Raw genomic sequence first — 25,671 nt, 5'->3', positions numbered from 1 at the left:
CCCTTCGCCGTGTCCGGGGAAGTTCCATGTCACCTTCCAGAGAGCTTGTTTACATCTCAGACTCGTGGAAATATACAACTTGAGTTTGAGGTTAGCTCATAACGAGAGTTCACACCTGGAGGTGACTTCCATGCTGTTGACGTCGATCGACCCGTTCATGCAGGAGTTCGAGCGCCAGTTCGACCGGCTCACCCGCCGGCAGCCCGCCGTGATGCCGATGGACGGCATCCGCCGCAAGGACGAGGTGATCCTGCGCTTCGACCTCCCGGGCATCGACCCCGGCTCCATCGAGGTGACCGTGGACCGCGGCGTCCTCACGGTCAGCGCGCGGCGCGAGGAGGAGATCGCCGAGGACGAGCAGATCTTCGTACGGGAGCGCACGATGGGCACCTACACCCGGCGCGTCTACCTGTCCGAGCACCTCGACTCGTCCGCCATCGACGCTGCGTACGACGACGGCGTGCTGGCGGTCCGCATTCCGGTGCTGGAGCAGGCCAAGCCGCGCAAGGTGGAGATCCAGACCCGCGGGCGCAAGGCGCTCAAGTAAGACGGGTCCGGATCCGGGCGGGCGTCCTCCGAGGAGACGCCCGCCCAGTGCATGATGGGGGCATCATGTCTTCACTGCCGATCGACGACAGCCAGGCCGCGCTCTACACCGTCGGCCAGGTGGCGGCGATGCTCAGCGTGCAGCAGGCGTTCCTGCGCCGGCTCGACGAGCATGAGGTCGTGAGTCCCCGCCGGTCGCCCGGCGGACAACGGCGCTACTCCCGCCACGAGATCACGCTCGTCCAGTACGTCGTGCGGCTCACCGACCAGGGGATGACCCTGTCGGCCATCCGCCGCATCCTCGAGCTCGAGAGCGAGCTGCGCGCGGCCCACCGGCGCATCGCCGAGCTGGAGGCCGAGCTCGGCCGCACCCGCGAGCACGGTCAGGCGTCGCGTCGGCGCAGCACCAGGTAACCGCCGACCACGGCGGCCGCCGTCCACAGCAGGAGCACTCCCAAGCCGGTCCACGGGCCGAAGCCGCGGTAGCCGACCGATGACCGGTCGGGCCGCACCGTCCTCATCATCACGAATCCCACCTGGTCGGGAAGGTACTGCGCGACGGTACGGATGCCGGGGACGTTGCCGAGCCCCTGGGAGTCCAGGAACAGCAGCGGGATCATGATCCCGAGCGGCAGCGCCGTGCCGCGGGCGATGGCCGCCACGCCCATCGCGAACACGCCCATCAGCGTCAGGTGCACGCAGGCCAGCAGCGTCGCCCGCAGGGCCCCGGCCGAGCCGAGGGACACGCCGTGCGGGCCCAGCGCGGCCTGCCCGGCGAAGAAGGCGGCGAATCCGGTCACCAGCGACAACCCCGCGGCGGTGAGCGCGCCGGCCAGCACCTTGGCCCCGTAGAACACCCCGCGCCGAGGTACCGCCGTCAGCGAGGCGAGGACCATCCCGCTCGTGTACTCGCTCCCGACGAACAGCACCCCGAACGCGACGACGGCGATCTCACCGATCATCAGGCCGTAGAAGCTGATGAGGACGGGATCGAACGCCGCCCGCGCGTCGGGGGCCATCCGGTCGAAGCCGCTGCGCATGCTGAGCCCGACCAGAAGGGCGAGCCCGGCGGAGAGCACGAAGGTCAGCACCAGGGTCCACACGGTGGATCGCGTGGTGCGGAGCTTGAGCAACTCGGCGCGCAGGGCCGCCCGTGCCGCGCTCATCGCGCCTCCCCGGTCAGTCGCATGAACGCCTCCTCCAGCGACGACTCCAGCGCGGAGACCTCGTGCACCACCAGCCCGTGGGCGGCGGCCAGCTCGCCGATCCGCGCCGGCTCGGCGCCCTCCGTCTCCAGTGCGCCGTCCGGCGCCGTGCCGACCGCGATGCCGGCGCCCGCGAGCACGTCGCGCATCCGCTCCGGCTCGGGCGTCCGGATCCGCACGTACGCGCGGCTGTGCGCGGCCACGAACGCGGCGGCCGTCGTGTCGGCGAGCAGGCGGCCACGGGCGATCACGACGAGGTGGTCCGCGGTGAGCGCCATCTCGCCCATCAGGTGGCTGGAGACGAACACCGTGCGGCCCTCGGCGGCCAGCTCCCTCATCAGGTTGCGCATCCAGAGGATGCCCTGGGGGTCCAGGCCGTTGAGCGGCTCGTCGAGCAGCAGCACCGCCGGATCCCCGAGCAGGGCGGCGGCCAGCCCGAGCCGCCGGCCCATGCCGAGGGAGAAGCCCTTCACGCGCCGCCGCGCGACGTTCTCCAGGCCGGTCATCCGCAGGACCTCCGCGGCGCGCCGCTCGGGGATCCGGTTGCTGCGCGCGAGCCAGCGCAGGTGGTCGCGGGCCCGCCGCCCGCCGTGCGCGGCCGTGGTCTCCAGCAACGCGCCGACCCGGCGCAGCGGCTCGCCCAGCCGGGCGAACGGCTCGCCGTCGATCAGGGCCCGCCCGCCGGTCGGCCGGTCCAGGCCGAGGATCATCCGCATGGTGGTGGACTTGCCGGCGCCGTTCGGCCCGAGAAAGCCGGTCACCCGCCCCGGGCGCACGGTGAACGACAGGTCCTCGACCGCGACGGTCTCGCCGTACCTCTTGCTCAGGTTCCGTACTTCGATCACCCGGTTCACGTTAGGAACGGGCCGGTCGCGGGGCAGTCCTCGAAAGTCGACGATCCCGCCGACCAAGGTCGGCGCCGCCCGATGGCACTCGGCCGCGGCTCCCGGGCACGTAGCCTGCTGCGCATGGGCCGACACCTCCTCGCCGCCGCCGTGGTCGCGGCGGACACGGCACTCCTCGCCGCCGCGCACGGGAACACCCTCCATCCGTGGGGGATCCTGCTCTGCGCGCTCGTGCTCGGACTGGTCGTCCTGCTGTCCCAGCGGTTTCCGGCCGCCGCCTTCACGGTCGCGCTGGCACTCGTGGTGCTGGCCGGCGGCGGGTACGCGCTGCTCCTGTGGACGGCCTACCAGGCCGGTCGCCGCGTCGTGTCCCGCACCGGCACGGCGATCGTCGCCGGTGTGGCGCTCGGCGGCCTGGGCGGCAAGCTCCTGGTCCGGCCCCCGGAGCCCCGGCTGATCCCGGGCCTCGTCTGCGCGTACGTCGTGTTCGTCGCCCTTCCGCTGCTCGTCGGCCGCTACCTCGCCCAGCACGAGCGGCTGCTGTCGGCGCTCGACCGGAACAACCGCCGGCTCCGCCGGGAGCGTGAGCTGCTCGCCGAACGCGAGCGCCTGCGCGAACGGCTGCGGATCGCGCGGGACATGCACGACTCGCTCGGCCACCGGCTCAGCCTGGTGACGATCCAGGCGTCCGCGCTGGAGGTCTCGGTGCCGCCGTCGCAGCGCGAGGCGGTCCGGCGGCTGGGCGCGGCGGCGAGCGGCGCCGTGGACGAGCTGCACACGCTGCTCGGCACGCTCCGGGGCGAGGGGGCCCGGTCGCACGGAGCCACGGCGATCGAGGAGGTCGTGGCGGAGTTCCGATCGGCGGGGCTGCCCGTGACGTCCCGGCGGCGGGGAGAGCCGCGTGCCCTCGACGCGGAGGCGGAGCAGGCGGCGTACCGGGTCGTGGAGGAGGGCCTGACCAACGCGTCCCGGCACGCGCCGGGGCGGCCGGTCACGGTGAACCTCGCCTGGGAGCCGGACGGCCTGCTGGTCACCGTCGTCAACCCGCTCGCGGACCACGTCGCGGACGGCGCCGGCCACGGCCTGACCGGGCTGGACGAGCGGGTGCGGGCGGCCGGGGGATTCCTGGACCACCGGGCGGAGAACGGGGAGTTCCGGCTGGTGGCGATGCTGCCCTTCGCGGCGGAGAGCGAGGACGCCGAGACGCCCGTACCGGGTACGGCGCGTACGGCCCTGCTCGGGTTCGCCGCCGCGGCGCTCATGTTCGTGGTCCTGCCGATGAGCATGCTGGTGGGGGCGGGCTGAGGTGATCCGGGTCCTGGTCGCCGACGACGAACCGCTGATCGTCGCGGGCATCCGCACGATCCTCGGCTCGGCGGACGGCATCGAGGTGGTCGCCGAGGCGGCGGACGGCCGGGCGGCCGTGGAGGCGGCGGTCCGTCACCGGATCGACGTGGCGCTGGTCGACATCACCATGCCGGTGATGGACGGCCTGAGCGCGATCGAGGAGCTGCGCCGGCTGGCGCCCGGCGTCCGTTGCGTCGTCCTCACCTCCTTCGGCGCCGAGGCGAACGTCGTGCGCGCCCTGCGGAGTGAGACGGCCGGGTTCGTGCTGAAGAACTGCGGGCCCGACGAGCTGATCCGCGCCGTCCGCGCGGCTTACGACGGCGACGCGTACCTGTCACCGGCCGTGACCCGCACGGTGCTCGGCATGGTCACCCCGACGGACCGCCGCCGGGAGGCGGCCGAACGGCTGGCGGCCCTGACCGCCCGCGAGTCGGACGTCGTACGCCTCGTGGGCGAGGGCCTGTCGAACGCCGAGATCGGCCGGCGGCTGCACATGAGCGAGACGACCATCAAGACCTACATGACCCGGATCCTGGCCAAGCTCGGCTGCGCGAACCGCGTCCAGGCGGCCCTCCTGGCCCGCGACGCGGCCCCGTGGCCGGCCCGTGACAGGTAAAGAGCTCACAACCGCAGGCGTGTGCCGGCCGCACCGGAGCGCGGACCGTGCTGCGATGTCTCGCGCGATGCTCACCGAAGACGAACACCGGCCGCGCTACACGGTAGGCCAGGCCGCCGAAATCCTCCGTACCCGACCTCGATTCCTGCACCGTCTCGACACCTACGAGGTGGTCCGCCCGAGCCGTACGCCGGGCGGGCACCGCCGCTACTCCCACCACGAGCTGGGCCGTATCCGCCGCGTCATCCAGCTGGCCCAGGAGGGCATCACCCTCACCGCCATCCGCCACATCGTGGCCCTGGAGCGGCGCGTCCGCGAGCTGGAGGCCCAGCGCGACGCGGCCTGGGAACGCCTGACCGAACGTGAGTCACGGCAGACCCGGATGCGAAGGTCCCGCGTCCCCCCGATCTGACCGCGCCGCCCGCCGGGGCTGGGCACCACGGTTCACGACATCGCGGTCATCGGGTGACGGGCCAGCGGGGTGACCTCGATGTCCGCGTACGGCCAGACCGGCAGGCTGGTCAGCGCCGCCTCCAGCTCGTCGGCGTCGGCGGCCGACCAGATGCCGATGTTGCCGCGACGGCCGGGGATGCGCCAGAAGTGGCGGATCGTCCCTGCGGCCATGAGCTCTCGCCCACGGACCCTCTCGCGTTCGATCAGTGCCGCGCTCTCGTCCGCGGGGAGCTCGTAGACGCGGGCGCCGTCGACTCGGACCAGGAATTCCACGCGTTCCTCCTCGGTGGTTACACTCGCGAGCTCTGGCGGGAACGGCACGACCGCGGGGCGCGGGTGGCGCACCGCTGGGCGCGGGTGGCGCACCGCTGGGCGCTGGACCACCCGGGCGACATCGAACGGCTCGTGGTCATGGACATCATCCCGACGCGGGAGATGTGGCGGCGGATGGACGCGGACCTCGCCCGGGATCGAGGACTGCGGGCACTTCCTCCCCGAGGAGCGGCCCGAGGCGGTGCTGGAGCACCTTGACCTCTTCCTCGGATAGGGCCCGCTCCCGGCGGGGGGAGCGGGCCCTACCGAGCGGGGCTCTGAGACCGCCGGAACAGGAACCGGCTCAGGCGACCGTGCGATGCGCGTTGTCGACCTTCGACGCTCCCGGTTCGGCCGCCGCGATCCACGGGCCGGGGATGGACGGGTCCAGTACGCCCTCCTCCTGCCAGGTGTAGCGGCCGTCCATGACGCGTCGCGCGAAGGCGGCGTCGAGGCCGTCGGTGTTGTGCCACAGCCGGTCGAACAGCTCGCCGATCCGCACCTGCGCCTGTGCGCAGAACATGTCGGCCAGCTCATACGCCTCCGGCCGGTCGTCGGTCTTCGCGCGGACGCAGACCGCGCTCATCGCGAACAGCTCGGCGCCGATGTCGACCATGCGGCCGAGGAAGCCCTGCTTGCGCTCCAGCCTGCCCTGCCACCGCCCGGCCGCGTAGAAGATCGAGCGGGCCAGCTTGCGCGAGGCGCGCTCGACGTAACGCAGGTGCTTGGCCAGCGGGCCGAACTCGGCGTACGACGTCGGGAGCTGCCCCGCGCCGGTGACGAGAGTCGGCAGCCACCTGGCGTAGAAGCCGCCGGCCTTGCGGACGGCCGCGGCCTTCTTCGGCAGGTCCGCCTCGGGGTCGATGATGTCGCCGGCCACCGACAGGTGCGCGTCCACGGCCTCGCGGGCGATCAGCAGCCGCATGATCTCCGAGGAGCCCTCGAAGATCCGGTTGATGCGCATGTCGCGGACGAGCTGCTCGACCGGCACGCCGCGCTCGCCGCGAGCGGCCAGCGACTCGGCCGTCTCGTACCCGCGTCCGCCGCGGATCTGCATGAGCTCGTCGGCGATGAGGAAGCCCATCTCCGAGGCGTACAGCTTGGCGAGCGCCGCCTCGATCCGGATGTCGCCGCGCTCCTCGTCGGCGAGCGAGCTGGACAGGTCGAGCATCGCCTCCAGGGCGTACGACGTGGCGGCGATGAAGGAGATCTTGGACGCGACCGCCTCGTGCTCACCGACCGGGCGGCCCCACTGCACCCGCGCGCTCGACCACTCGCGGGCGATCATCGTGCTCCACTTGGCCGCGCCCGCGCACATGGCGGGCAGGGACAGGCGGCCGGTGTTCAGCGTGGTCAGGGCGATCTTGAGGCCCTGGCCCTCCTTGCCGATCCGGTTCGCGGCGGGCACGCGCACCCCGTGGAAGCGGGTCACGCCGTTCTCGATGCCGCGCAGGCCCATGAAGGCGTTGCGGTTCTCCACCGTGATGCCGTCCGCGTTCGCCTCGACGACGAAGGCGGTGATGCCGCCGCGGTGCTCGTCGGACTTCGGCACGCGGGCCATGACGACGAGCAGGTCCGCGACCACGCCGTTGGTGGTCCACAGCTTGACGCCGTCCAGCACGTACTCGTCGCCGTCCGGGGTCGCGGTCGTGCGCAGCCGGGCCGGGTCCGAGCCGACGTCCGGCTCGGTCAGCAGGAAGGCGCTGATCTCGTTCACGCACCGGGGCAGGTACGCGCGTTTCTGCTCCTCGCTGCCGAACAGCTTGACCGGCTGCGGGACGCCGATGGACTGGTGGGCCGACAGCATCGCACCGACCGCGGGGTGGGCGGAGCCGAAGAGCATCAGCGCCCGGTTGTAGTAGAGCTGGCTGAGCCCGAGCCCGCCGTACTCCTCGGGGATCTTCATCCCGAAGGCGCCGAGCTGCTTCAGACCCTTGACCACTTCGTCCGGGATGCGGGACTCACGCTCGATGGTCCGAGCGTCGATCTTGGTCTCGCAGAACTCCCGCACGCGGGAGAGGAATTCCTCCCCCTTGTGGCGCATCTTCTCCGAAGGCTCGGGGTGCGGGTGGATCAGGTCCAGCCGGAAGTCCCCGAGAAAGAGTTCCTTGCCGAAGCTGGGAAGTTCCCATTCCGTCTGCCGGGCCTCCTCGGCCACGCGGCGGGCGGTGCGTTCGTCCACGTGTGTCACGAAGATCACCTCACAGGAAGTTACTCTTGAGTTCTACCCGTCAGTAGCCAGGGCATGCGACAAACTGCCCACATGGATGGGAAACGGGCCGAGGCCTTCAGTGACGGCGTGTTCGCCGTGGCGATCACTCTGCTGGCACTGGAGCTGAAGGTGCCCGGCGGCGAAGGGCCGCTCTCGCACCGGCTCGTGGAGATCTGGCCCTCCTACCTGGCGTACGTGGTCAGCTTCCTGAGCATCGGCATCATGTGGCTGAACCACCACACCCTGTTCAACCACGTCGTCCGCGTCGATCGCCTTCTGCTCGTGCTCAACCTGCTGCTGCTCATGTTCGTGGCGGTGGTGCCGTTCCTGACCGAGGTGGTCGGCGACGAGCTGGGCGAGCACATGCGCGGCCGCGACGCGACGACCATCATGGTCGCGTACGGCCTGCTGATGATCGCGATGTCGATCTGCTTCTCCGCGATCTGGTGGTACGTCGTCTTCCGCCGGGACATGCTCGACGGGCGGCTGGAGCAGGAGGCCGTACGCCGGTCGATCCCGAGGTTCGGCATCGGGTTCGTCGCCTACGTCCTCACGACGCTGATCGCGCTCGTGTCACCGCTGGCCGCGCTGGTCCTGTTCGGGCTGACCGCGCTCTACTACGCCTTCGAGCACCTGCCCACCGCGCGGCAGCTCGACCCGGACGCCGGTCCCGGCGCCGGGTGAGGACCGGAGCATCGCACGCCCGCCGTGCGCGGCGGCGATCGCGGCCACGATCGCCAGCCCGAGTCCGGTGCCGTCGCCGCCGGACGCGTGGTGGAACCGGTCGAACGCCCGCGCCGCCTCCTCCGGCGCCATCCCCGGGCCCTCGTCGGCCACCTCGATGACCACCGCCCCGGCGTGCTCGGCCAGCCGTACGGTCGCGGGCGTCCCGGCCGGAGTATGCGCGCGCACGTTGGCCAGCAGGTTGGCGAGTACCTGCCGGATCCGGCCCTCGTCGGCCAGGGCGGACAGGTGCGCGGGAGCGTCGAGCCTTAGCGGGCGCTCCGGCTCCACGGCCGTCGCGTCGGCGATCGCGTCGCGGGCGAGGGCGGCCAGGTCGACGTGCTCCCGCGTCAGCGCGGAGCCCTTGTCGAGACGGGCCAGCTCGAGCAGTTCCTCGACCAGCCGCCGCATCCGCTCCGACTCCGCCGAGATGCGGCGCATCGCCTCATCGGCGTCGACCGCGCCCTGCTCGTACAGCTCGGAGTAGCCGCGGATGGTCGTCAGCGGGGTGCGCAGCTCGTGCGAGGCGTCCGCGGCGAACTCGCGCACCTTCGCCTCCGAACGCACCCGCGCCACGAAGGCCTGCTCGATCCGGCCGAGCATGACGTTGATCGCGCCCGCCAGCAGGCCCACCTCCGACGGTGACTCCTCCATGCGGGCGCGCAGGTCGCCGCCCCTCGCGATCGCGTGCGCCGTGGTGGCCATCCGGGACAGCGGGGCGAGCCCGCGCCGGATCAGCCAGCGCCCGAGCAGGGCCAGCACCCCCAGGATGACCGCGGTCGTCAGCAGCTCGATCACGATCAACCACGCCAGCGCCGCGCGGATGTCGCCGAGCGGGGCGACGACGACGGTGACGTGCCCGCGCAGACCCACCCGGGCGACCGCCCGCATGCCGCCCATCCCGAACGGCCGGCCGCCGGCCGCCTCGTCGAAGAAGATCCCCGGGCCCATGCGCCGCGCCTGGTCGAGCGCTGCCGAGGGGTCCGGGTCGTCGCCGCTGACCGCGCGTACGGTCCCGTCCGGCGCCATGTTGAGGATGATGTAGCGTCCCGGCGTCGTGCTGTCGCCCATCCGCGCCAGGGCGGGCTTCTTCTGGACCGCCTGGAGCTGGCCGTCGACCCGGTGCATGAGGTAACCGCGCAGCGCCGCCGTACTGACCACCGCCATCAGCACCATGCCGATCGCGGTGACCGCCAGCATGCCCGCCATGAGACGTGCGTTGAGCGACTTCACGACGGGGGCCGCAGCGCGTACCCGACGCCGCGCTGCGTGTGGATCAGGTCCGGGCCGATCTTGCGGCGCAGGTAGCTGACGTAGGTCTCGACGACGGGGGAGGAGGACGAGTGCTCCCAGCCCCAGACGTTCTCCAGCAGCTGGGCGCGCGTCAGGACCCGTCCGGGGTGGTGCATGAGGTAGGCCAGCAGCCGGAACTCCGTGGGCGACAGCTCGATCGCGGTGCCCGCCCGGCGTACGGTCCAGCGGGCCTCGTCCAGCTCCAGGTCGGCCACGCGGAGGATCTCGTCGGCCGGCTCGCGCCCGGAGCGCCGCAGTACGGCGCGGACCCGGGCGACCAGCGCGTCCACCGAGAACGGCTTGGTGACGTAGTCGTCGCCGCCCAGCGTCAGGCCGGTGACGGTGTCGGTCGGGGTGTCGCGCGCGGTGAGGAAGATGACGGGCGTCTCGTCACCGCGGCTCCGCAGCCGCCGGCAAACCTCGAATCCGTCGAGGTCGGGGAGCATGACGTCGAGCACGATGAGCTGCGGGCCGGCGTCCCGGGCGCGCTTGAGCGCCTCGTCGCCCGTGGCGGCCGTGGTCACCTCGAAGCCGTGGAAACGCAGCGCGACCTCCACGAGGTCGCGGATGTTCGGCTCGTCGTCGACGACGAGTATGCGCGGATTCTCCATCGAGTCCCATCATCGCGCCTGTACGCGGGCCGCGGGCCGTGGGAGCGCGTGACGCCTCCGGTGACGGTCACCGGAGGCGTCACCCGCCCTCTGAGGTCAGCTGTGCTGCGGCGTCGGCGACTGGGTCGCCTTGGCCGGCACCTTCTTCGGCGCGAACACCCGGCCCGCGGTACGGCTGCCGCCCGCCCCGGCCCGGCCGAAGACGACGACGAAGTCGTTCACGGCCAGCTTGGACAGGTCCGCCTTCTGCCCGTCCTTGTGGAACTTCGTGCCCTTGGCCGTCTGCCACTGCCAGGTCGTGCCGTCGAGGCTGCGCACGGTGAAGCCGCTTCCGCTCTTGGCGGTGAGCACCCCGCGCTGCCAGGTCACCTGGACGAACCCGTTCTTCTTGGTACGGACGGTGGCATCACCGTGCACCCCGGCGCGACGCCGCAGCGCCTTGCGGGCGTTCTGACGCCGTTCGGCGTTCGGCTGCTTGCCGGTCGCCGCGGCGGGCACGGCCTGTGGAGAGCCCGCGGAGGCCGGGACCGCGAGGTAGACACCGGTGCCCACCACGCCGATCGCCAGAGCGGAGACGCCGCCGAGAACCTTCTTGTTCACCTTCGTGTCCTCCTTGATTCGACGTCTCTCACTGAACCTGACGCGTTTCGGAGGCCCGGTGGAGAACTCTGGGAGTTCGCTGGGAACCTTGACGTGCTCCTCGCCTAAAGGGCGGGGAGCCCTACCAGGGTCGGTTGACCCTCTCGGGAGCTTCCTGCTTCAAGGCGCTGTGCCGGGACCGGGATCCTGGTCCTACTTGCGCTCGGCGAGGCGTTTACTGTCTCCGCCCGTCCGGCGGCGACGATCCGGCGCCCTTCGAACAGGACGTTTTTAGCGGCGTTGTGGTCTCGGTCGTGTTCGGTGTCGCACGTCCGGCACGTCCAGGCCCGGATATGGAGGGGTTTGGGAGTTCAACGGACGGACTCCCACGAGTGGTACGGCGGCGGCGCTCGCTGTGGATAGACTGACGCGCGCCCGTTGCCGTTGCCGGGGCCAACGAAATCGTCGACATCAGCGAGTGATCGCATGCCAGAGGCCAAGAAGAATTCCGTCGCCAGCACGCTCCTCGGGCTGCTCGGCAGCCGCCGGGAGACCCCGGAGACCTTCGACGGCGAGCACCAGCCCGCCGCCGGTGAGGGACAACTGGAGAACCACCTCGGCGGTGACGAGGCCCGCAACTACCGGCAGTACGAGTACGACATGGTCTCGCCGCACGTCGGAAAGTCGCTGCTGGAGGTCGGCTCGGGGCTCGGCCACTTCTCCGAGCAGTTCGCCGGCCGGCTCGACTACCTCGTCGTCAGCGACAACGACTCCTACTGCGTCGAGCAGCTCACCAAGCGCTACGCCGGCCGGGACGACGTCGAGGTGCTCGACCTGGCGCTGCCCGCCGAGATCAAGATCAAGCGCAAGGTCGACACGGTCGTCATGATGAACGTCCTGGAGCACATCAAGGACGACGTCCAGGCGCTGAAGGACCTCGCCGCCGTGGTCGAGCCGGGCGGCCGCATCGTGATCTGGGTGCCGGGCTACATGCAGCTCTACGGCGACTTCGACCGCAAGGTCGGCCACGTCACCCGCTACACCCCGAAGACGCTCCAGGCCACGGTCACCGGCGCGGGGCTCGACATCGACGTGCTCAAGCCGATCAACTTCCTCGGCGGCATCGCCTGGTGGGCCGCGGTCCGCCGCGGCGGCGCCGGCTACCCCGACCCGAAGCTCGTCAAGATCTACGACCGTACGGTCGTTCCGGCCACGAGGGCCATCGAGAAGGTCATCCGGCCGCCGTTCGGCCAGACGGTCTTCTGCGTCGCCCGCGTCCCGGAGTAGCCCGCCGCTCAGGCGTTCGTCGCCTCCTGCGTGATGCGGTCGAACTGCGCGCCCATCGCCTCGGCGAGCGCGTTCGTGCCCGACAGCGGTCGCACCATGACCGTCAGCTCGTCGATGAGGCCGTCGTCGTCCAGGTGCAGGAAGTCACAGCCGTGGACCTGCCTGCCGTTCACCGACGCCCGGAACTCCAGGGCGTGGTCACGGCCGTCCGCGCCGGTGATCTCCCGTACGTAGCGGAAGTCCTCGAACACCCGCGCGGCGCCGCGGACGATCGCCACCACGATCGCCCGGCCCGTGTACGGCCGGTACGCGACCGGGCTGTTGAACACCGCGTTCTCGGCGAAGAGCGGCTCGATCGCGGCGAGGTCACCGGCCTCGACGGCCTGGCGGAACGGATGCATGGCCACCCCTACTCATCTTTTCGGCTGTGTGCGAGACAGACCTTAGGCCAGGCGCAGGCGGTGGGCGGTGGCGGCCGCCTCGCCCCGGCTGGCCACGCCCAGCTTGCCGAGGATGTTCGACACGTGCACGCTCGCCGTCTTCGCCGAGATGAACAGCTCCTCGGCGATGTCACGGTTGCTGCGCCCCTCCGCGACCAGGCGCAGCACCTCCTGCTCGCGCGGGGTCAGGCCCAGGGCCGGCGAGCCCGCCGCCGAGCCCGCCACGGTCAGCCGCGACCGCCGCGCCAGCCGGTCGATCTCGGCGCGCAGCGGCCGGGCGCCCAGCCGGTCGGCGAGCGACGCGGCCCGGCCGACCAGCGACGACGCCTCGTCCCGCCGGCCGTCGGCCACCGCGGCCTCGGCCGAGCGCGCCAGCGCGTACGCCAGCGGGTACGGGTGGTTCAGCGCCTCCCAGGCCGCCGCGGCGGCGTCCCACCGCGACCGGTCGACGATGCCCTCGACCCGAGCGGACTCGGCGTCGAACACGGCGCGCCGGGCCTCCATCACCGGGCCGTACGCCGCGGTCGCCGCGGCGATGGCGCGCAGTTCCTCCGCGAGGGCCTCGTCGCGCCGTTCGGCACAGGCCCGCATGGCCGCGACGAGGACCGGCCAGGTGTGCCGTACGTCCCGGTTCAGCTCGTGCTCGGCGATGGCACGGTTCGTGGCCTCGATCGCGCCGGGCACGTCGCCCTCGGCCAGCCGCCACTCGATGACCAGGCAGGCCAGCGGCAGCACCTGCTGCGGGTACGGGTCGTCGACGGCGGCCAGCGCCCGCAGCTCCTCCACGATCCGGGCCGCGAGGTCGCTCTCGCCGCGGGCGACGGCGATCTGGCCCCGGTTGACCAGGTGCTGCACGCGCAGGCCGGGCGTCGGCGCGAGCTCCATGGCCCGCTCGAACGTCTCGACCGCGTCGTCCCAGCGGCCGAGGGAGATCTGCGCCTCCGCCAGGTTGTTCGCCGCGAAGATGCCCTGCGTACGCGACTGGCCGAGCGCGTCGGCCCGCGAGAGCGCCTGCTGCGCCGTCGCGAGCGCCGCCTCGGACCGGCCGCTCGCCTCCAGAGCGTCGGTCGTGTTCACCATCGACCGGAGCACCGACCCGCCGTCGTGGGCGCGCTCGGCCCGCGTACGCGCGGTCTCCAGCAGGGCCAGCGCCGCGTCGAACCGGCCGGCGACCGACTCGGCGATGGCGAGGTTGTTCAGGGCGCCCGCCGCGATGCAGTCGTCCTCGAACCGGTCCGCCAGCGCGAGGGTCTCCTCGCTGATCGGGCGCCCCTCGTCCTGCCGGCCGAGGAACGCCAGCGTACGGCCGAGCAGCGCCAGCACCTCCGCCCGTGCGATCGAGGCCTCCGGCACCAGGCTCTGCGCCCGGCGCAGGTCCTCCAGACCGCCCGCACGGCCCAGCACGAGAGTGAGCCAGGCGCGTCGGCGGAGCAGCAGCGCGACGCGCTCGGGATCGGTCCGCTCGTCGAGGTCGGCGAGGGCGGCGCGGACGAACGCCAGGCCGCGCTCGGGCTCGCCGCAGGCGTCGGCGGCCTGCGCCGCGCGCCGGAGCACGTCGACGTAGTCGGTGCCGATCCGCTCCTCGGCGTCGGGCACGCGGTCCCACAGCTCCAGCACGCGTTCGAGCAGCTGGAGCTGTTCGGCGTAGGCGAACGCGGAGGCCGACTCCCGCGCCGCACGCCAGGCGGAGGGCAGCGCGCGCTCGTGGTCGTGCGCGCGGACCCAGTGCGACGTGATCTCGACGGCGGGGCGCCCGGCCAGGCTCAGGGACGGATCGGCCTCCAGCGCCTCGGCGAACCGGCGGTGCGCGCGGGTGTGCTCGCCGGGCAGGAGCTCGTCGTGGATCGCCTCCCAGATCAGCGCGTGCCGGAAGGCGTACGCCTGCGCGTCGGCGACGAGGACGTTCGCGTCGACCGCGGGCCGCAGCGCCGACGACAGGGCCGTGTCGTCCAGGCCCGAGACCGTGGAGAGCAGCGCGTGCCCGAACCGTACGCCGCCGGTGCTGGCGAGGCGCAGCAGATCCTGGGTGTTCTCGGGCAGCCGGTTGACGTCGGCCAGGACGAGGTCGCGTACGGACTGGGGCATCCCGGAGGCGGGGTGTTCGGCGGTGGCCTCGACGAGCAGCGGGATGCCGGAGCTGCGTTCGTAGACCATCTCGACGATTTTGGGATCCGGAGCGTGGCCGAGGATGCCGGCGAGCTGGGCGGCCGTCTCCGCCCGGGTCAGGCGGGGCAGGTCGAGCCGGATGACGCCTTCGAACCGCTCGAGCTCGGCGATCACCGGCCGCATCGGATGGCCGCGGTGCAACTCGTCGGAGCGGAAGGTGACGATCACCAGTACGGCGGTGTGCAGCAGGTTGCGGAGGAGGAAGACCAGCAGGTCACGGGTTGACCGGTCCGCCCAGTGCGCGTCCTCGACGACGAGGACGAGGGGACGGCGCTCGGCCAGGCGCTCGAGCAGCGCGAGCATCTGCTCGAACAGCCGGGCCCGCGCGCTGTCCGGGTCGCGGTCGGCGGGCGGCTCGCCGAACTCCGGCAGCAGCCGGGCCAGGTCGCGTGCGCCGTCCCGCGGCATCAGGGCGGCGATCTCCGCGGCGCCGGCCTCCCGTACGAGCTGGCGCAGCGCCGCGGTGAACGGCGCGTACGGGAAGCCGGCCGTGCTGAGTTCGAGGCAGCCGCCGACGAGGACGTGCGCGTCGCTCCGCACGCGTTGGGCGAACTCGCCGACCACGCGGGTCTTGCCGCCGCCGGCCTCGCCACCGAGCAGGACCGCGCCGGGATCGCCCGCACGGGCGCGCTCGAAGGCGTCGGTCAGCGTGGCGAGTTCGGGCTCCCGCCCCACGAAGGCGGGGCTCACCTCATGTGCGCGCACGTCCTCCAGCATGCCAGTCATGGCGACTTATGCGGTCTTGGTGGACCAGACGGGACGCGGGCGCGGATAACGGGACAGGGCGCGGGGACGGCGGCGTACGCGGGCACGCCTCCGCCAGGCCGCGGCGGTCCGGTGGTCGTCATGGACACGCGTCGTCATCAGGGCCCGGACGATCTCGGGATGCATGGTGTCCTCCTGCTCTTTGTTCCGACACCGTCCACCGTCGCCGTAAGGCGCGTACCCCCACATCCGGCGTATGTCCTATCCGCAGCGCCGATCCGGGGTGAGTCGGTCTAAGAGGTCCTCAGAGGCACATCTCCGCCATGATCCTGACGCTTATTTGCCAATCCTCGAGCCCGGCCGGGGCCCTGATGCGTCCATCATATGGATATCATTTCTCAGAATATGAGCTGGCTCGCTATTATCGCGGCAGGTCGGGTTCTTGATATGACGAGGTGACGGCGATGGTCGAGGCCACGGTGCTCGCGAAGCCCTGGCAGGTGAGGTTCCGGGCGGGCGGTAACGAGGGCGTCGCCGACACGCTCAAGGAGGGTGTCGGCGGCTCGGCGGGGATGCGGCCGCACGAACTGCTGGAGGCCGCGCTGGCCACGTGCATGACCGTCTCGGCACGGATGGCGCTGGCCGACCTCGGCATCGGCGATGCCGAGGTCGGGGTGCGGGTGCTCCTGGAACGCGAGGAGTCGGAGACACGGTTCCGGTACGAGCTGGTCCTCGACCCGGACCTCGAGACTCACCGGTCCGCGATCGCCGAGCGCATCGCGCGCTCGCCGGTGCGTTCGACGTTGAGCAAGCCGCTGGTCTTCGAACCCGCCTGACCGCCGGGCCGTCAGACGAGGCCCATGCGGTGGGCGGTGGCGGCGGCCTCCCCGCGGCTGGACACCTCCAGCTTGGCCAGGATGTTGGACACGTGCACGCTGGCGGTCTTGGCGGAGATGAACAGCTCCCCGGCGATCTCGCGGTTGCTGCGGCCTTCGGCGACGAGACGCAGCACCTCCAGCTCGCGCGGGGTCAGGCCGAGGGAAGGACCGCCGGTCTGGCCGCCGAGCGGCACGCGGGCCCGGCGGGCGGACGCCTCGATCCGCTCGCGCAGCGGCCTGGCGCCGAGGCGGTCGGCGAGTTCGGCGGCGCGCCGCAGGCGGGGAGCGGCCCGGTCGCGGTCGCCGTCCGCGGCCGCCGCCCGCCACAGCGCGTAGGCCAGCGGGTACGGCTCGCCGAGGTCGTCCCAGGCCGCCGCGGCGGCGTCCCACCGCTCCGGGCCGTCCCGGCCCTCGGCGCGTGCGGCCTCGGCCTCGAACACGAGCTGCCGCGCGCGCTGCGGCCGTCCGTTCACCGGGGTCCTGTTCGCCTCGTCGCGCAGCCGGGCCAGCAGCTTGCCCGAACGCTCGCCCGGCGCCTCGGCGCAGGCGTGCGCCGCGCCGGCCATCAACGGCCAGCCGTAGCGGGCGTTGACCGACGGATGCAGCTCTTCGACCACCTGCTCCACGACGTCGAGCGCGGCGGTCAGGTCCCCCTCGGCCACCGTCAGGCCGAGCCGCAGGCACACGGAGGGGAACAGCTCCTGCGTGCGGGAGAACGTCGGCGCGAGGACGGAGTCGAGTGCGGCCGCGGCCCGCGCGGCGCCGGCCAGGTCGCCGCGGGCGAGCGCGATGTCGCCGAGGGCGGCGTGGAGCGACGCCCGGGTGAGCGGCGGCGGGGACAGCTCCAGCGCGTGCTCGGTCACCTCCAGGACCTCGTCCCAGCGGCCCAGGTTGAGCAGCGGCTCGGCCAGGTTGATGGTGAGGAACGCCCCGGACGTACGGGCCTGCCCGTGCTTGCGCGCCAGGGCGATGCCCCGCTGGGCGGCCTCGATGGCGCGTTCGTGCTCGCCGATGCTCTCCAGGACGTGCGACTCGTTGGTGGCCACGCGAAGCATCGCCGAGTCGTCGGCGCCCCGGCGGTAGACCTCCGCGGCCTCGGCCAGGACGGCCAGGTGACGCTCGGCCTCGGTCTCGGGGATGTCGCAGGCCGCGATCGTGGTCAGCGCGTGCGCCTCGACCGTGGCGTCACCGGTCTCCCGGGCCACCATGAGCGCCTCCGAGGCCAGCTCCCGCGCCTCCTCGGCGCGGTTCGGCAGCAGATAGAGGTGCTGCGCCAGCGTGGACAGCACGCGGGCCCGGGTGACGCTCGGCGGGTCGACGGGCACGAGGCGGGCGGCCTCGCGCAGGTCGTCCAGTGCGGTGCGGTGGCCCTGCCGGATCTTGAGGCGGCCCCGCTGCTCCAGCACCGCGGCCGCCCGCAGCGGATCGTCGATCTCCTTGAGCGCCTCGCGGGCGAACGCGACGCCGCGTTCGGTCTCACCGGCCAGGTCGGCGGCCTCGATGGCCCGCTCCAGCACGTAGGTGTGGCCGACGCCGAGCCGTTCGGCGGCGTCGGGCACCCGGTCCCACAGCGTGAGGACCCGGTCGATCATCCGGAGCCACTCGGTGTAGGCGGTGGCCTCCTTGGCGGCCTGCGCGGCCTGCCAGGCGCTGACCAGCGCCCACGTCGTGTCGTGCGCGGAGTACCAGTGGTGGGCCCGCTCGGCGGCGACGCGCCCCGGCGGCACGAGCGACGGGTCGGCCTCCAGCGCCTCGGCGAACCGCGTGTGCGTGCGCGTGTGCTCACCCGGCAACAGGTCACCGTGGATCGCCTCGCGCATCAGGGCGTGCCGGAAGCCGTACGCCTCGCCGTCCACGACGAGGACGTTCGCGGCCACCGCGGGCCGCAGCACCCGGGACAGCCCGGTGTCGTCGAGCCCGCTCACCGCCGCCAGCAGCGCGTGCTCCACCCGGTCGCCGCCCGCGCTGGCCACACGCAGGATCTCCTGGGTCTCCTCGGGCAGCCGTTGCACGCTGCCGAGGATCAGGTCGCGGAGCGACTCGGGCAGCTCGCAGTTGATCTCACCGTCGCGGCCGAGCAGGGCCTCCACGAACAGCGGGTTGCCCTCGCTCCGCTCGTACACCTCGTCGAGCAGCTGCGGGGCGGGCTTGCGGCCGAGAATGCCCTGTGCCTGCTCGGCCACGGCGCGGCGCGGCAGCCGGTCGAGGTCGAGGCGGCGGACCCAGCCCGCCCGGCCGAGCTCGGCCAGCAGCGGCCGGAGAGGATGGTCGCGGTGCAGCTCGTCCGAGCGGTAGGTGACGATCACCAGCAGGCCGGGCGGCAGGTTGCGGATCAGGTAGCTGAGCAGGTCGCGCGTTGACCGCTCCGCCCAGTGCGCGTCCTCGATGACCAGGACGGCGGGCGTCTGCTCCGTCAGCCGCTCGAACAGCAGCAGCACGTGGTCGAACAGGCGCGTGCGCGCCTCGGTCGTGGCGGCCTCGGTGTCCGGCTCACCGAACTCCGGCAGCAGGCGTGCCAGCCCGCCCGGCGAGCCGCCGGGCAGCAGGGCGGCCACCCCGTCGACGCCGATCTCGCGGACCAGCTGCCGCAGCGCCGCGCTGAACGGCGCGAACGGCAGGCCTTCGGAGCTGATCTGGAGACATCCGCCGATGAGCACGCGCGGCCCGCCGGGGCGGCGGCGCGCCGCCTCGAGGAACTCGCGGATCAGGCGTGTCTTGCCCACCCCGGCCTCGCCGCCCACGAGCAGAGCGGCCGGCGTCTCTCGCATGGCGGTCTCGAGAAAGGCCAGCTCGGTGGCGCGGCCGACCATGACGGCACTGATTCCCTGCTGGTTGGGCACGTCATCAAGGATGCCATCAAGGTCGGACAAAACAGACTTAATATCGAACCCTCGTCGGGCTGACGCCCGCGCCGCGTACGGACATTCGTCCTGCCGGGGAGTGGATCGATGGCTCTGCCGCGACGCGCCGCCGGAGGGAAGAGTGAGTCGCATGACAATTCACGGTCTGCGGCGGTTCCCCCTGGTGACGGCGGTCGTCTTCGGTGTCACGGCGCTGTCGAACGTCGCGCAGTTCCTCGTGCCCGGCATGCTCGCGCACCTGGAACGCGCCCCCGCCGGGCTGCACGGCGACTGGTGGCGGACCGGTACCTCGCTCTTCGTGCAGGATGGCGGCGTGGCGGGCACGGTCTCGAACCTGCTGTTCCTCGTCCTCGTCGGCGCCGTCGCGGAGCAGGCCGTGTCGCGGTCGCGCTGGCTGGTGTGCTACTTCGCCGCCGGCCTGGTGGGAGAGATCGCCGGTTACGCCTGGCAGCCGCACGGCGGCGGGAACTCCATCGCGATCTGCGGTCTGGCCGGCGCCGCGGCGGTGGCGCTCTGGCGGGGTGACGAACGTCTCCCGAGATTCGCCCCGACGATCGTGCTGCTGTGGTGCGCCGCGCTGCTGGCCACCGCCTGGTTCCCGCTGCTGGCGATCGGTCTCGTGGCGGCCATGGCCGCCAGGGTCGCGGCCGAGCGCGGTATCGCCGTGGGCCGCTGGACGGCGGCCGGCGCGCTGGTCACGGGCGTGGCCCTGACCGCGGTCCGCAACATCCACGGCGTCGCGCTGCTGGCCGGGCTGGTGGTCGCCGTCGCTCTCGTCCTGTCCGTACGCCGTCGGAATCCGGTCACCGCCTGACCGCGTGCCCTCTCCGGCCGCCGGCGACGCGTGTCGCGCCGGCGGCCGTCCCGATTTGACGCCCGCCTCGGCTAACCGTTACCTATATAGCTAACCGTTAGAGGTGATGCCGTGCAGGACGTCGTACTCGCGTTGCTCGCCAAGGAGCCCTCCCACGGCTACGAGCTGCGGGCCCGGCTCCACGAGGCCCTCGGGCCGCTCCGCGACGCGCTCAACGCCGGGCAGGTCTATGTGACCCTGACGCGCCTGGAGAAGGCGGGGATGGTCACCGCCGAGCACGTCGGCCAGGCCGACCGCCCCGACCGCAAGGTCTACGCGCTCACGGCCGAGGGCCAGCAGCGCGTACGGACCTGGCTCGCGGACGTGAGCTGGAACCGGCCGACCGAGTTCCATCTGAAGCTGATCGCGGCCGCCGCGGCCCGCCTGGCCGATCCGGTGGAGCTCGTCGACCTTCAGCGCCGCGAGCTGCTGCGCCGGCTGGCCGACGCGCAGCGGGCCGCGCTCGCCGAGCCCGAGGGCTCGGCCGCGGCGCTGCTCCTCGAAGGCGTCGTCCTCCGGTTCGAGGCCGATCTGCGCTGGCTGGACGCCTGCGCCCACTACTGGGAGTCGAAATGACGGTGCTGCGGGCCGTGAGGCTGCGCAAGGAGTACGGCCGGGACGCGGGGCTGGTCCGCGCGGTTGACGAGGTCGATCTGGAGGTGCGGCCCGGCGAGACCGTCGCGATCGTCGGGCCGAGCGGCTGCGGCAAGTCGACCCTGCTGCACCTGCTCGGCGGGCTCGAACGGCCCACCGGCGGCGAGGTGCACCTGGCGGACCGGCGGCTCGACCGCATGTCGGAGACCGAGCTGAGCCGCATGCGGCGCAAGGCCCTGGGCTTCGTCTTCCAGGCGTTCCACCTCGTCGACGAGCTCACCGCGCGCGAGAACGTCGAACTGCCGGCCCTGCTCGCCGGAGTGCCGCCGCGTACGGCACGGCGGCGGGCGTCCGCGCTCCTGGAACGCGTCGGGCTGGCCGACCGGGCCACTCACCTGCCCGCGGCGCTGTCCGGCGGGCAGCGGCAGCGGGTCGCGGTGGCCCGCGCGCTCATCGGCCGCCCGCTCGTCGTCCTGGCCGACGAGCCGACCGGCAACCTCGACAGCGCGGCGACCGCCGCGGTGCTGCGGCTCTTCGGATCGCTGCGCGCCGAGGGCCAGACTCTCGTCATCGTCACGCACGACTCACGGACCGCCGCCACCGCGGACCGCGTGATCACCATGCGCGACGGCGTGCTCGCCGGTGAGACCCGGCTGAACGGCGGAGGCGGCGGCCTCGGCACCCTGGCCGGGCTGGAGGGCTGAATGAGCGAGCGAATCAAAGACACGCGCCTGTGGTCACCCTCCCCGACGAAGGAGGGCTCATGAGCGAGCGAGTCAAGAACACGCGCGTCGGGATCGCCCCTCCGGCGAAGGAGGGCTCGTGAGCGTGATCACTTTGGTGGCCCGGCTGGCGCTGCGCGACCTGCGCCACCGCCGTGCCGAGGCGTTGCTGCTGCTCATCGCCATCGCGGCGACGACCACCACACTCACGCTGGGCCTGACCGTACGCGGTGTCGCCGACCGGCCCTGGGACCGTACGCGCGCCGCCACCGCCGGTCCGGACGCGGTGGCGACCGCGGACCGCGCGGCCTCACTCAGACAGCTCGCGCACGCGCCCGGCGTGACGGCGTCGGCCGGTCCGTACCCGGTCGTCTCCGGCGGGCTCCGCGTCCGCGACATCGGCGTCGACGCCTCCGTGCAGGGCCGGGACACCGATCCGGGAGCGGTCGACCGTCCCCAGGTCACCGCCGGGTCCTGGGTGCGCCATGGGGGAGCCGTGGTCGAACGCGCCTTCGCCGGCGCCCTGCGCGTGCGGCCGGGTGAGGAGATCACGATCTCCGGCCACCGCTTCCGCGTCGCCGGGATCGCGGTCAGCGCGGGCCGCGTCCCGTACCCGTCCTCCACGCCGGGCCTGATCTGGGTCACGCGGGCGGACCTACGACGGATCGGCACGCCGACGTCGCAGGTGATGCCGCTGCGGCTGGCCGACCCCGCGGCCGCCCCGGCCTTCGCGGCGGCGCACCGGGGCGTCCGCTCCTGGCAGGACATGGGCGCGTACGCGACCGCCGAACTGCATCTCGTCGACAGTGCCCTGCTCACCGGCACCTGGGCGCTGGCGCTGCTCGGCGTCGCCTGCGTGGCCGTGCTCGTCGGTGGACGCCTCGCCGACCAGACCCGGCGCGTCGGCCTGCTCAAGGCGGTCGGGGCCTCACCCCGGTTCGTCGCGGTGGTGCTGCTGGCCGAGCACGTCCTGCTCGCGCTGGCCGCGACCGCCGCCGGCCTGGTCGCCGGCCGGGCGGCGGCGCCGCTGCTCGTACGGCCGAGCAGCGGTCTGCTGCCCGCCGGCTCCCCGCATCTGACGGTCGCGTCGGCGCTGGTCGTGGCCTTGGTGGCGGTGGTCGTGACGGGCGCGGCAACGGTGTTCCCCGCGATCCGCGGCGCCCGGACGACCACCGTACGGGCCCTGTCGGGTCCCCGGCGGACGCCGCGCCGCTCACCGCTGCTGATCGCGCTGTCGGCCCGGCTGCCGGTGCCGTTCCTGCTCGGCGTACGCGTCGCGGCGCGCCGCCCGCGCCGGGTGATCCTGGCGACCGCGAGTCTCGCGCTCACGGTCGCGATGGTGGTCGCCGCGATCGCCCTGCACGGCGACATCGCCCGCAAGGACGCCCGGCTGGCCGGGCCCGGGTTCGTCCCGGGCGCGGACAACCCGGTCACCGAGCAGGTCGGCCAGGTCGTGCTGGCGCTGACCCTGGCGCTGCTCGCGCTCGCCGCCGTGAACGCGGTGCTGATCGCCTGGGCGACGTCGCTGGACGCGCAGCGTTTCGCCGGTCTGGCGCGCACGCTGGGCGCGACGCCGCGGCAGGTCACCTTCGGCCTGTCGGCGGCGCAGCTGCTGCCGGCGTTCGGGGCGTCGCTGCTCGGCATCCCGCTCGGCCTGGCCATCTACTACGCCGCGCGTACGGCGGGCGGCGCCGCCGGGTCGATCCTCATCCCATACGCCCGGCTGCCCCTGGTCGTGCCCGGCGCGCTCCTCGTCGTGGCCGCTCTCACCGCCGTCCCGATCCGCGTGGTCTGCCGGCGACCGATCGCCCGGGTGCTGGCCGCCGAGTGAAAACCCGTTGCGGCGACCGCGGGCGACGGGCGAGGATCTCCTGCCCGAACGGCCGGGTCGGGCGGGAGGTGAGTCGCGATGCTGAGCGACGAGCAGGTCGAGGCCTTCGTCGAGGACGGCTTCGTGCGGATCGCGGGCGCGTTCTCGCGAGAGGTGGCCGGGCGCTGTCTGGAGGAGCTGTGGGCGGCGACCGGGTGCGACCCCGCCGACCGATCCACCTGGACGCGGCCGGTCATCCGGCTGAACGGCTTCGGCACACCGCCGTTCCGCGAGGCGGCCAACACCCCGGCGCTGTACGAGGCGTTCGACCAGCTGGTCGGGCCGGGACGCTGGGTGCCCCGGCAGGGTTTGGGCACCTTCCCGGTGCGCTTTCCCAGCGACGAGCCGCCCGGCGACGACGGCTGGCACCTGGAGGGCAGCTTCCCCGGCCCCGACGGCAAGCACCGCGTTAACCTGCGCTCTCGCGCCCGGGCGCTCCTCATGTTGTTCCTGTTCTCCGACGTCGGGCCGTCGGACGCGCCGACGCGGATCCGGGTCGGCTCCCACCGGGACGTCCCGGCGCTGTTGGCCGACGCGGGCGAGGAGGGGCGAGAGTGGCTCGACCTGTGCCGGGACGCGGTCCGCGCGAGTGAGGGGCGGCCGGAGGCCCTCGCCACGGGATCGGTGGGCGACGTGTTCCTGTGCCACCCGTTCCTCGTCCACGCGGCCCAGCCGCATCGCGGGACCGAGCCCCGGTTCATGGCCCAGCCTCCACTGGATCCGGCCGGCCTGCTCGACCTGTCGGGCGCGGCGCCGACGCCGGTCGAGCGCGCGGTACTGGAGGGGCTGGCCTCATCGCGCCGCCGGCTTTGAAACCGCCGGAATCGTGACGGTCGTCATCTCGCCGGAGATCTAGCCCCACACTGGGGCCCGTCGGGCCCGTGGCCGACACGCCGTCCCTCGCCGGACTCGGCGGTGAACCGGGGCGGGCCGGCCGGGTTCGTCGGGATTCTCGAAGTCACCGTTGTTCATCGGGGATGACGTCCAGAGCGTCGGGGTTCGCCGCGAGGGCGGCCCAGAAGGCGACCTGAGCCTGTTCCTGCAGGATGCCGAGGGCCAGGACGCGCGAGCGTGATCGGGTGGCGGCGTCGGCGGGGTCGAGGGCGGCGTGCCGGGTTCGGTAGAGGTCGAGCAGTTCGCGGTGTCGCGACTCCTGCGCCCTTGCCAGCCGCACGAGGTCCGTGGCGTCGCCGAGGTCGGCGAAGGCCAGCCGGAGCTGTGCCGGGTCACGGGTCTCGGCCTGGGGAACCTCGGCGGCGGACAGCCATGCCCGCAGCGCTTCGCGGCCGGCATCGGTCAGGTGGAAGACCCGGCGCCGTCGCCCGCCGGCCTCGGCCTCCTCGGTCAGCAGGCCCATCTCGGCGAGCCTGGGCGGGTCGCGGTAGAGCTGGGCGTGGGGGATGGGCCAGAAGTAGGCGACGCTCTGCTCGACGCGGGCTTTCAGCTCGTACGGCGTCATCGGACCGTGCCGGGCGATCAGCCCCAGGACGGTGTATGCGGACATGCTCAGCTCCACGCGTACCTCCCATTGACATGGTCTCAATGAGACCTTAAATTCGTCGCACTGAGACCGTATCAATGAGACTATTGGACCGGCATGTACATCCATCCAGAGCTCGCCGGCGTCTTCGCGGCCCTGCCGCAACGGCCCGAGAACCCGTTCGCCGACATCGAGGCCACACGATCGAGTTTTCGCGCGCTGATGGCGCCCCTCGCATCAGCGCGTGATCCCCGGGTCACCGTCCAGCGGACGACCGTCACGGGGCCCGACGGCAACGAGATCCCGGTGCAGATCCTCCGGCCCGCCGGGGCGCACGGCGTGCTTCCCGCTGTCCTCTACCTCCACGGCGGTGGTTTCGCCTACGGCGAGCTGGACGGGTCGAGCCCCATGGCGCGCGACGTGTGCGCCGAGGTCGGCGCGGTCGTGGTGAACGTCCATTACCGGCTGGCGCCCGAGCATCGCTTCCCGGCGGGGATCGAGGACTGTTACGCCGCGCTGTGCCGGCTCGCCGGCAACGCCGCCGACCTGGGTGTCGCGCCCGAACGGATCGCCGTCGCCGGCGCCTCGGCCGGGGGCTGTCTCAGCGCGGCGCTGTGCCTGCTGGCCCGGGACCGCGGAGGGCCGCGGATCGCCTACCAGTGCCTGCTGATCCCCTGCCTGGACGATCGGACGCGGACCGCCTCGATCCGGCGGATCACCGACGGGCGGATCCCCAACGGACCCGGCATGAGGCACATGTGGGACACCTACCTGGGGTCCGACCGGCTCGACGTCTCGCCGTACGCGGCGCCCGCCCGCGCCACGGATCTGAGCGGCCTGCCACCCGCGTACGTTCTCACCTGCGGCTTGGACCCGCTGCGCGACGAGGCGCTGGACTACGCACGCCGGCTGATCGAAGCGGACGTTCCGGTCGAGACGCACCACGTGCCGGGTGCCTGGCACTTCTTCGAGGCGCACGCGCCCGGCAGCGCCTTGGCCGGTGCGGCGACCGCACACTGGATCGCCGCGCTGCGCAGCGGACTGCACCGCTGACGGCCGGACCGGCCGGGGCG

General features: G+C 72.8%; 27 protein-coding genes. 14 read left to right on the top strand and 13 right to left on the bottom strand.

Annotated features, from left to right (window positions below; all coding sequences use genetic code 11):
• The first annotated feature begins 130 nt into the window (after positions 1 to 130).
• On the top strand, positions 131 to 547 hold the full coding sequence (locus ABEA10_RS07045; RefSeq protein ID WP_329243503.1) for an Hsp20/alpha crystallin family protein: 417 nt from the start codon (positions 131 to 133) through the stop codon (positions 545 to 547).
• Between the two features lie 65 nt (positions 548 to 612).
• Positions 613 to 960 carry a MerR family transcriptional regulator gene (locus tag ABEA10_RS07040; RefSeq protein ID WP_345458888.1) on the top strand — a complete coding sequence of 116 codons (348 nt, stop codon included), beginning with the start codon at positions 613 to 615 and terminating at the stop codon, positions 958 to 960.
• On the opposite strand, the gene ABEA10_RS07035 is transcribed toward ABEA10_RS07040, so the two are convergent.
• Together ABEA10_RS07035 and ABEA10_RS07030 are read right to left on the bottom strand one after the other, a co-directional pair.
• Positions 930 to 1,712: an ABC transporter permease gene (locus ABEA10_RS07035; RefSeq protein ID WP_345458886.1), complete on the bottom strand. Its 783-nt coding sequence runs from the start codon at positions 1,710 to 1,712 to the stop codon at positions 930 to 932. The two genes, ABEA10_RS07040 and ABEA10_RS07035, sit on opposite strands and share 31 nt — an antisense overlap.
• On the bottom strand, positions 1,709 to 2,596 hold the full coding sequence (locus tag ABEA10_RS07030) for an ABC transporter ATP-binding protein (protein ID WP_345458884.1): 888 nt from the start codon (positions 2,594 to 2,596) through the stop codon (positions 1,709 to 1,711). The genes ABEA10_RS07035 and ABEA10_RS07030 overlap by 4 nt, the downstream gene beginning before the upstream one ends.
• A 123-nt stretch (positions 2,597 to 2,719) precedes the next feature.
• On the opposite strand from ABEA10_RS07030, the gene ABEA10_RS07025 reads away from it, so the two are divergent.
• The 3 genes from ABEA10_RS07025 to ABEA10_RS07015 are packed head-to-tail and all read left to right on the top strand — an operon-like array spanning position 2,720 to position 4,971.
• Positions 2,720 to 3,901, top strand: coding sequence for a sensor histidine kinase (locus tag ABEA10_RS07025; RefSeq protein ID WP_345458882.1), 1,182 nt, complete (start codon positions 2,720 to 2,722; stop codon positions 3,899 to 3,901).
• A gap of 1 nt (position 3,902) precedes the next feature.
• Entirely contained in the window at positions 3,903 to 4,559 is a 657-nt protein-coding gene (locus ABEA10_RS07020; RefSeq protein WP_345458880.1) for a response regulator, read from the top strand.
• Between the two features lie 55 nt (positions 4,560 to 4,614).
• A complete protein-coding gene (locus tag ABEA10_RS07015) occupies positions 4,615 to 4,971 on the top strand; it encodes a MerR family transcriptional regulator (RefSeq protein ID WP_329243483.1) in 357 nt (118 codons plus the stop codon).
• 32 nt (positions 4,972 to 5,003) lie between these two features.
• On the opposite strand, the gene ABEA10_RS07010 is transcribed toward ABEA10_RS07015, so the two are convergent.
• Positions 5,004 to 5,285, bottom strand: a complete 282-nt coding sequence (locus tag ABEA10_RS07010; RefSeq protein WP_345458876.1) for a muconolactone Delta-isomerase — start codon at positions 5,283 to 5,285, stop codon at positions 5,004 to 5,006.
• A gap of 343 nt (positions 5,286 to 5,628) precedes the next feature.
• The gene (locus tag ABEA10_RS07005) at positions 5,629 to 7,515 is read right to left on the bottom strand and encodes an acyl-CoA dehydrogenase family protein (protein ID WP_345458874.1); all 1,887 of its coding nucleotides are present in this window, start codon (positions 7,513 to 7,515) and stop codon (positions 5,629 to 5,631) included.
• A gap of 72 nt (positions 7,516 to 7,587) precedes the next feature.
• On the opposite strand from ABEA10_RS07005, the gene ABEA10_RS07000 reads away from it, so the two are divergent.
• Complete coding sequence (locus tag ABEA10_RS07000; protein ID WP_345458872.1) at positions 7,588 to 8,220, top strand: TMEM175 family protein; 633 nt, start codon at positions 7,588 to 7,590, stop codon at positions 8,218 to 8,220.
• On the opposite strand, the gene ABEA10_RS06995 is transcribed toward ABEA10_RS07000, so the two are convergent.
• The 4 genes from ABEA10_RS06995 to ABEA10_RS06980 form a co-directional block, all read right to left on the bottom strand.
• The gene (locus ABEA10_RS06995) at positions 8,110 to 9,492 is read right to left on the bottom strand and encodes a sensor histidine kinase (RefSeq protein ID WP_345458870.1); all 1,383 of its coding nucleotides are present in this window, start codon (positions 9,490 to 9,492) and stop codon (positions 8,110 to 8,112) included. The two genes, ABEA10_RS07000 and ABEA10_RS06995, sit on opposite strands and share 111 nt — an antisense overlap.
• The gene (locus tag ABEA10_RS06990) at positions 9,489 to 10,163 is read right to left on the bottom strand and encodes a response regulator transcription factor (protein WP_345458868.1); all 675 of its coding nucleotides are present in this window, start codon (positions 10,161 to 10,163) and stop codon (positions 9,489 to 9,491) included. The genes ABEA10_RS06995 and ABEA10_RS06990 overlap by 4 nt, the downstream gene beginning before the upstream one ends.
• Before the next feature lie 96 nt (positions 10,164 to 10,259).
• Positions 10,260 to 10,763 (bottom strand): hypothetical protein, encoded by a 504-nt coding sequence (locus ABEA10_RS06985; RefSeq protein WP_345458866.1) that lies wholly within the window; start codon positions 10,761 to 10,763, stop codon positions 10,260 to 10,262.
• A gap of 104 nt (positions 10,764 to 10,867) precedes the next feature.
• Positions 10,868 to 11,095, bottom strand: coding sequence for a zinc ribbon domain-containing protein (locus tag ABEA10_RS06980; protein ID WP_345459013.1), 228 nt, complete (start codon positions 11,093 to 11,095; stop codon positions 10,868 to 10,870).
• A 133-nt stretch (positions 11,096 to 11,228) separates the two neighbouring features.
• Between ABEA10_RS06980 and ABEA10_RS06975 the strand changes: the two genes are divergently transcribed.
• Complete coding sequence (locus ABEA10_RS06975; RefSeq protein WP_329243460.1) at positions 11,229 to 12,029, top strand: class I SAM-dependent methyltransferase; 801 nt, start codon at positions 11,229 to 11,231, stop codon at positions 12,027 to 12,029.
• Between the two features lie 8 nt (positions 12,030 to 12,037).
• Here ABEA10_RS06975 and ABEA10_RS06970 read toward each other — a convergent pair whose 3' ends face one another.
• The 3 genes from ABEA10_RS06970 to ABEA10_RS06960 are packed head-to-tail and all read right to left on the bottom strand — an operon-like array spanning position 12,038 to position 15,526.
• Entirely contained in the window at positions 12,038 to 12,430 is a 393-nt protein-coding gene (locus ABEA10_RS06970; RefSeq protein ID WP_329263033.1) for a nuclear transport factor 2 family protein, read from the bottom strand.
• Between the two features lie 42 nt (positions 12,431 to 12,472).
• Positions 12,473 to 15,361, bottom strand: coding sequence for a helix-turn-helix transcriptional regulator (locus ABEA10_RS06965; RefSeq protein ID WP_345458862.1), 2,889 nt, complete (start codon positions 15,359 to 15,361; stop codon positions 12,473 to 12,475).
• Positions 15,362 to 15,367: 6 nt separating this feature from the next.
• Complete coding sequence (locus ABEA10_RS06960) at positions 15,368 to 15,526, bottom strand: hypothetical protein (protein WP_345458860.1); 159 nt, start codon at positions 15,524 to 15,526, stop codon at positions 15,368 to 15,370.
• A 278-nt stretch (positions 15,527 to 15,804) separates the two neighbouring features.
• Between ABEA10_RS06960 and ABEA10_RS06955 the strand changes: the two genes are divergently transcribed.
• Positions 15,805 to 16,176: an OsmC family protein gene (locus ABEA10_RS06955; protein ID WP_345458858.1), complete on the top strand. Its 372-nt coding sequence runs from the start codon at positions 15,805 to 15,807 to the stop codon at positions 16,174 to 16,176.
• Positions 16,177 to 16,187: 11 nt separating this feature from the next.
• Here the strand turns inward: ABEA10_RS06955 and ABEA10_RS06950 are convergent, their stop codons facing one another.
• Positions 16,188 to 19,088 carry a helix-turn-helix transcriptional regulator gene (locus ABEA10_RS06950; protein WP_345458856.1) on the bottom strand — a complete coding sequence of 967 codons (2,901 nt, stop codon included), beginning with the start codon at positions 19,086 to 19,088 and terminating at the stop codon, positions 16,188 to 16,190.
• Positions 19,089 to 19,209: 121 nt separating this feature from the next.
• On the opposite strand from ABEA10_RS06950, the gene ABEA10_RS06945 reads away from it, so the two are divergent.
• The 5 genes from ABEA10_RS06945 (at position 19,210) to ABEA10_RS06925 (ending at position 23,931) form a co-directional block, all read left to right on the top strand.
• Positions 19,210 to 19,893, top strand: coding sequence for a rhomboid family intramembrane serine protease (locus ABEA10_RS06945; protein WP_345458854.1), 684 nt, complete (start codon positions 19,210 to 19,212; stop codon positions 19,891 to 19,893).
• A gap of 111 nt (positions 19,894 to 20,004) precedes the next feature.
• Positions 20,005 to 20,508, top strand: coding sequence for a PadR family transcriptional regulator (locus ABEA10_RS06940; protein WP_345458852.1), 504 nt, complete (start codon positions 20,005 to 20,007; stop codon positions 20,506 to 20,508).
• On the top strand, positions 20,505 to 21,230 hold the full coding sequence (locus tag ABEA10_RS06935; RefSeq protein ID WP_345458850.1) for an ABC transporter ATP-binding protein: 726 nt from the start codon (positions 20,505 to 20,507) through the stop codon (positions 21,228 to 21,230). The genes ABEA10_RS06940 and ABEA10_RS06935 overlap by 4 nt, the downstream gene beginning before the upstream one ends.
• Positions 21,231 to 21,348: 118 nt before the next feature.
• Positions 21,349 to 23,079, top strand: a complete 1,731-nt coding sequence (locus ABEA10_RS06930) for an ABC transporter permease (RefSeq protein ID WP_345458848.1) — start codon at positions 21,349 to 21,351, stop codon at positions 23,077 to 23,079.
• 78 nt (positions 23,080 to 23,157) lie between these two features.
• Positions 23,158 to 23,931, top strand: a complete 774-nt coding sequence (locus tag ABEA10_RS06925) for a phytanoyl-CoA dioxygenase family protein (protein WP_345458846.1) — start codon at positions 23,158 to 23,160, stop codon at positions 23,929 to 23,931.
• A gap of 145 nt (positions 23,932 to 24,076) precedes the next feature.
• Here the strand turns inward: ABEA10_RS06925 and ABEA10_RS06920 are convergent, their stop codons facing one another.
• A complete protein-coding gene (locus ABEA10_RS06920) occupies positions 24,077 to 24,622 on the bottom strand; it encodes a PadR family transcriptional regulator (RefSeq protein ID WP_345458844.1) in 546 nt (181 codons plus the stop codon).
• A gap of 93 nt (positions 24,623 to 24,715) precedes the next feature.
• Between ABEA10_RS06920 and ABEA10_RS06915 the strand changes: the two genes are divergently transcribed.
• Entirely contained in the window at positions 24,716 to 25,651 is a 936-nt protein-coding gene (locus ABEA10_RS06915; protein WP_345458842.1) for an alpha/beta hydrolase, read from the top strand.
• Positions 25,652 to 25,671 lie beyond the last annotated feature (20 nt).

The organism is Actinoallomurus oryzae (genome assembly GCF_039541955.1).
GTDB classification, from domain to species: Bacteria; Actinomycetota; Actinomycetes; order Streptosporangiales; family Streptosporangiaceae; genus Actinoallomurus; species Actinoallomurus oryzae.
Note: the sequence above shows the minus strand (reverse complement) of the source record. Positions and strands in the feature narration are given on the sequence as shown.

Coding starts and splice junctions, on each gene's coding strand:
- ABEA10_RS07035 (WP_345458886.1), bottom strand. CDS start 1,712: ATGAGCGCGGCACGGGCGGCCCTGCGCGCCGAGTTGCTCAAGCTCCGC.
- ABEA10_RS07045 (WP_329243503.1), top strand. CDS start 131: ATGCTGTTGACGTCGATCGACCCGTTCATGCAGGAGTTCGAGCGCCAG.
- ABEA10_RS07025 (WP_345458882.1), top strand. CDS start 2,720: ATGGGCCGACACCTCCTCGCCGCCGCCGTGGTCGCGGCGGACACGGCA.
- ABEA10_RS06935 (WP_345458850.1), top strand. CDS start 20,505: ATGACGGTGCTGCGGGCCGTGAGGCTGCGCAAGGAGTACGGCCGGGAC.
- ABEA10_RS06965 (WP_345458862.1), bottom strand. CDS start 15,361: ATGACTGGCATGCTGGAGGACGTGCGCGCACATGAGGTGAGCCCCGCC.
- ABEA10_RS06970 (WP_329263033.1), bottom strand. CDS start 12,430: ATGCATCCGTTCCGCCAGGCCGTCGAGGCCGGTGACCTCGCCGCGATC.
- ABEA10_RS07015 (WP_329243483.1), top strand. CDS start 4,615: ATGTCTCGCGCGATGCTCACCGAAGACGAACACCGGCCGCGCTACACG.
- ABEA10_RS06960 (WP_345458860.1), bottom strand. CDS start 15,526: ATGCATCCCGAGATCGTCCGGGCCCTGATGACGACGCGTGTCCATGAC.
- ABEA10_RS06955 (WP_345458858.1), top strand. CDS start 15,805: ATGGTCGAGGCCACGGTGCTCGCGAAGCCCTGGCAGGTGAGGTTCCGG.
- ABEA10_RS07040 (WP_345458888.1), top strand. CDS start 613: ATGTCTTCACTGCCGATCGACGACAGCCAGGCCGCGCTCTACACCGTC.
- ABEA10_RS06920 (WP_345458844.1), bottom strand. CDS start 24,622: ATGTCCGCATACACCGTCCTGGGGCTGATCGCCCGGCACGGTCCGATG.
- ABEA10_RS06945 (WP_345458854.1), top strand. CDS start 19,210: ATGACAATTCACGGTCTGCGGCGGTTCCCCCTGGTGACGGCGGTCGTC.
- ABEA10_RS07000 (WP_345458872.1), top strand. CDS start 7,588: ATGGATGGGAAACGGGCCGAGGCCTTCAGTGACGGCGTGTTCGCCGTG.
- ABEA10_RS06925 (WP_345458846.1), top strand. CDS start 23,158: ATGCTGAGCGACGAGCAGGTCGAGGCCTTCGTCGAGGACGGCTTCGTG.
- ABEA10_RS06915 (WP_345458842.1), top strand. CDS start 24,716: ATGTACATCCATCCAGAGCTCGCCGGCGTCTTCGCGGCCCTGCCGCAA.
- ABEA10_RS06990 (WP_345458868.1), bottom strand. CDS start 10,163: ATGGAGAATCCGCGCATACTCGTCGTCGACGACGAGCCGAACATCCGC.
- ABEA10_RS06975 (WP_329243460.1), top strand. CDS start 11,229: ATGCCAGAGGCCAAGAAGAATTCCGTCGCCAGCACGCTCCTCGGGCTG.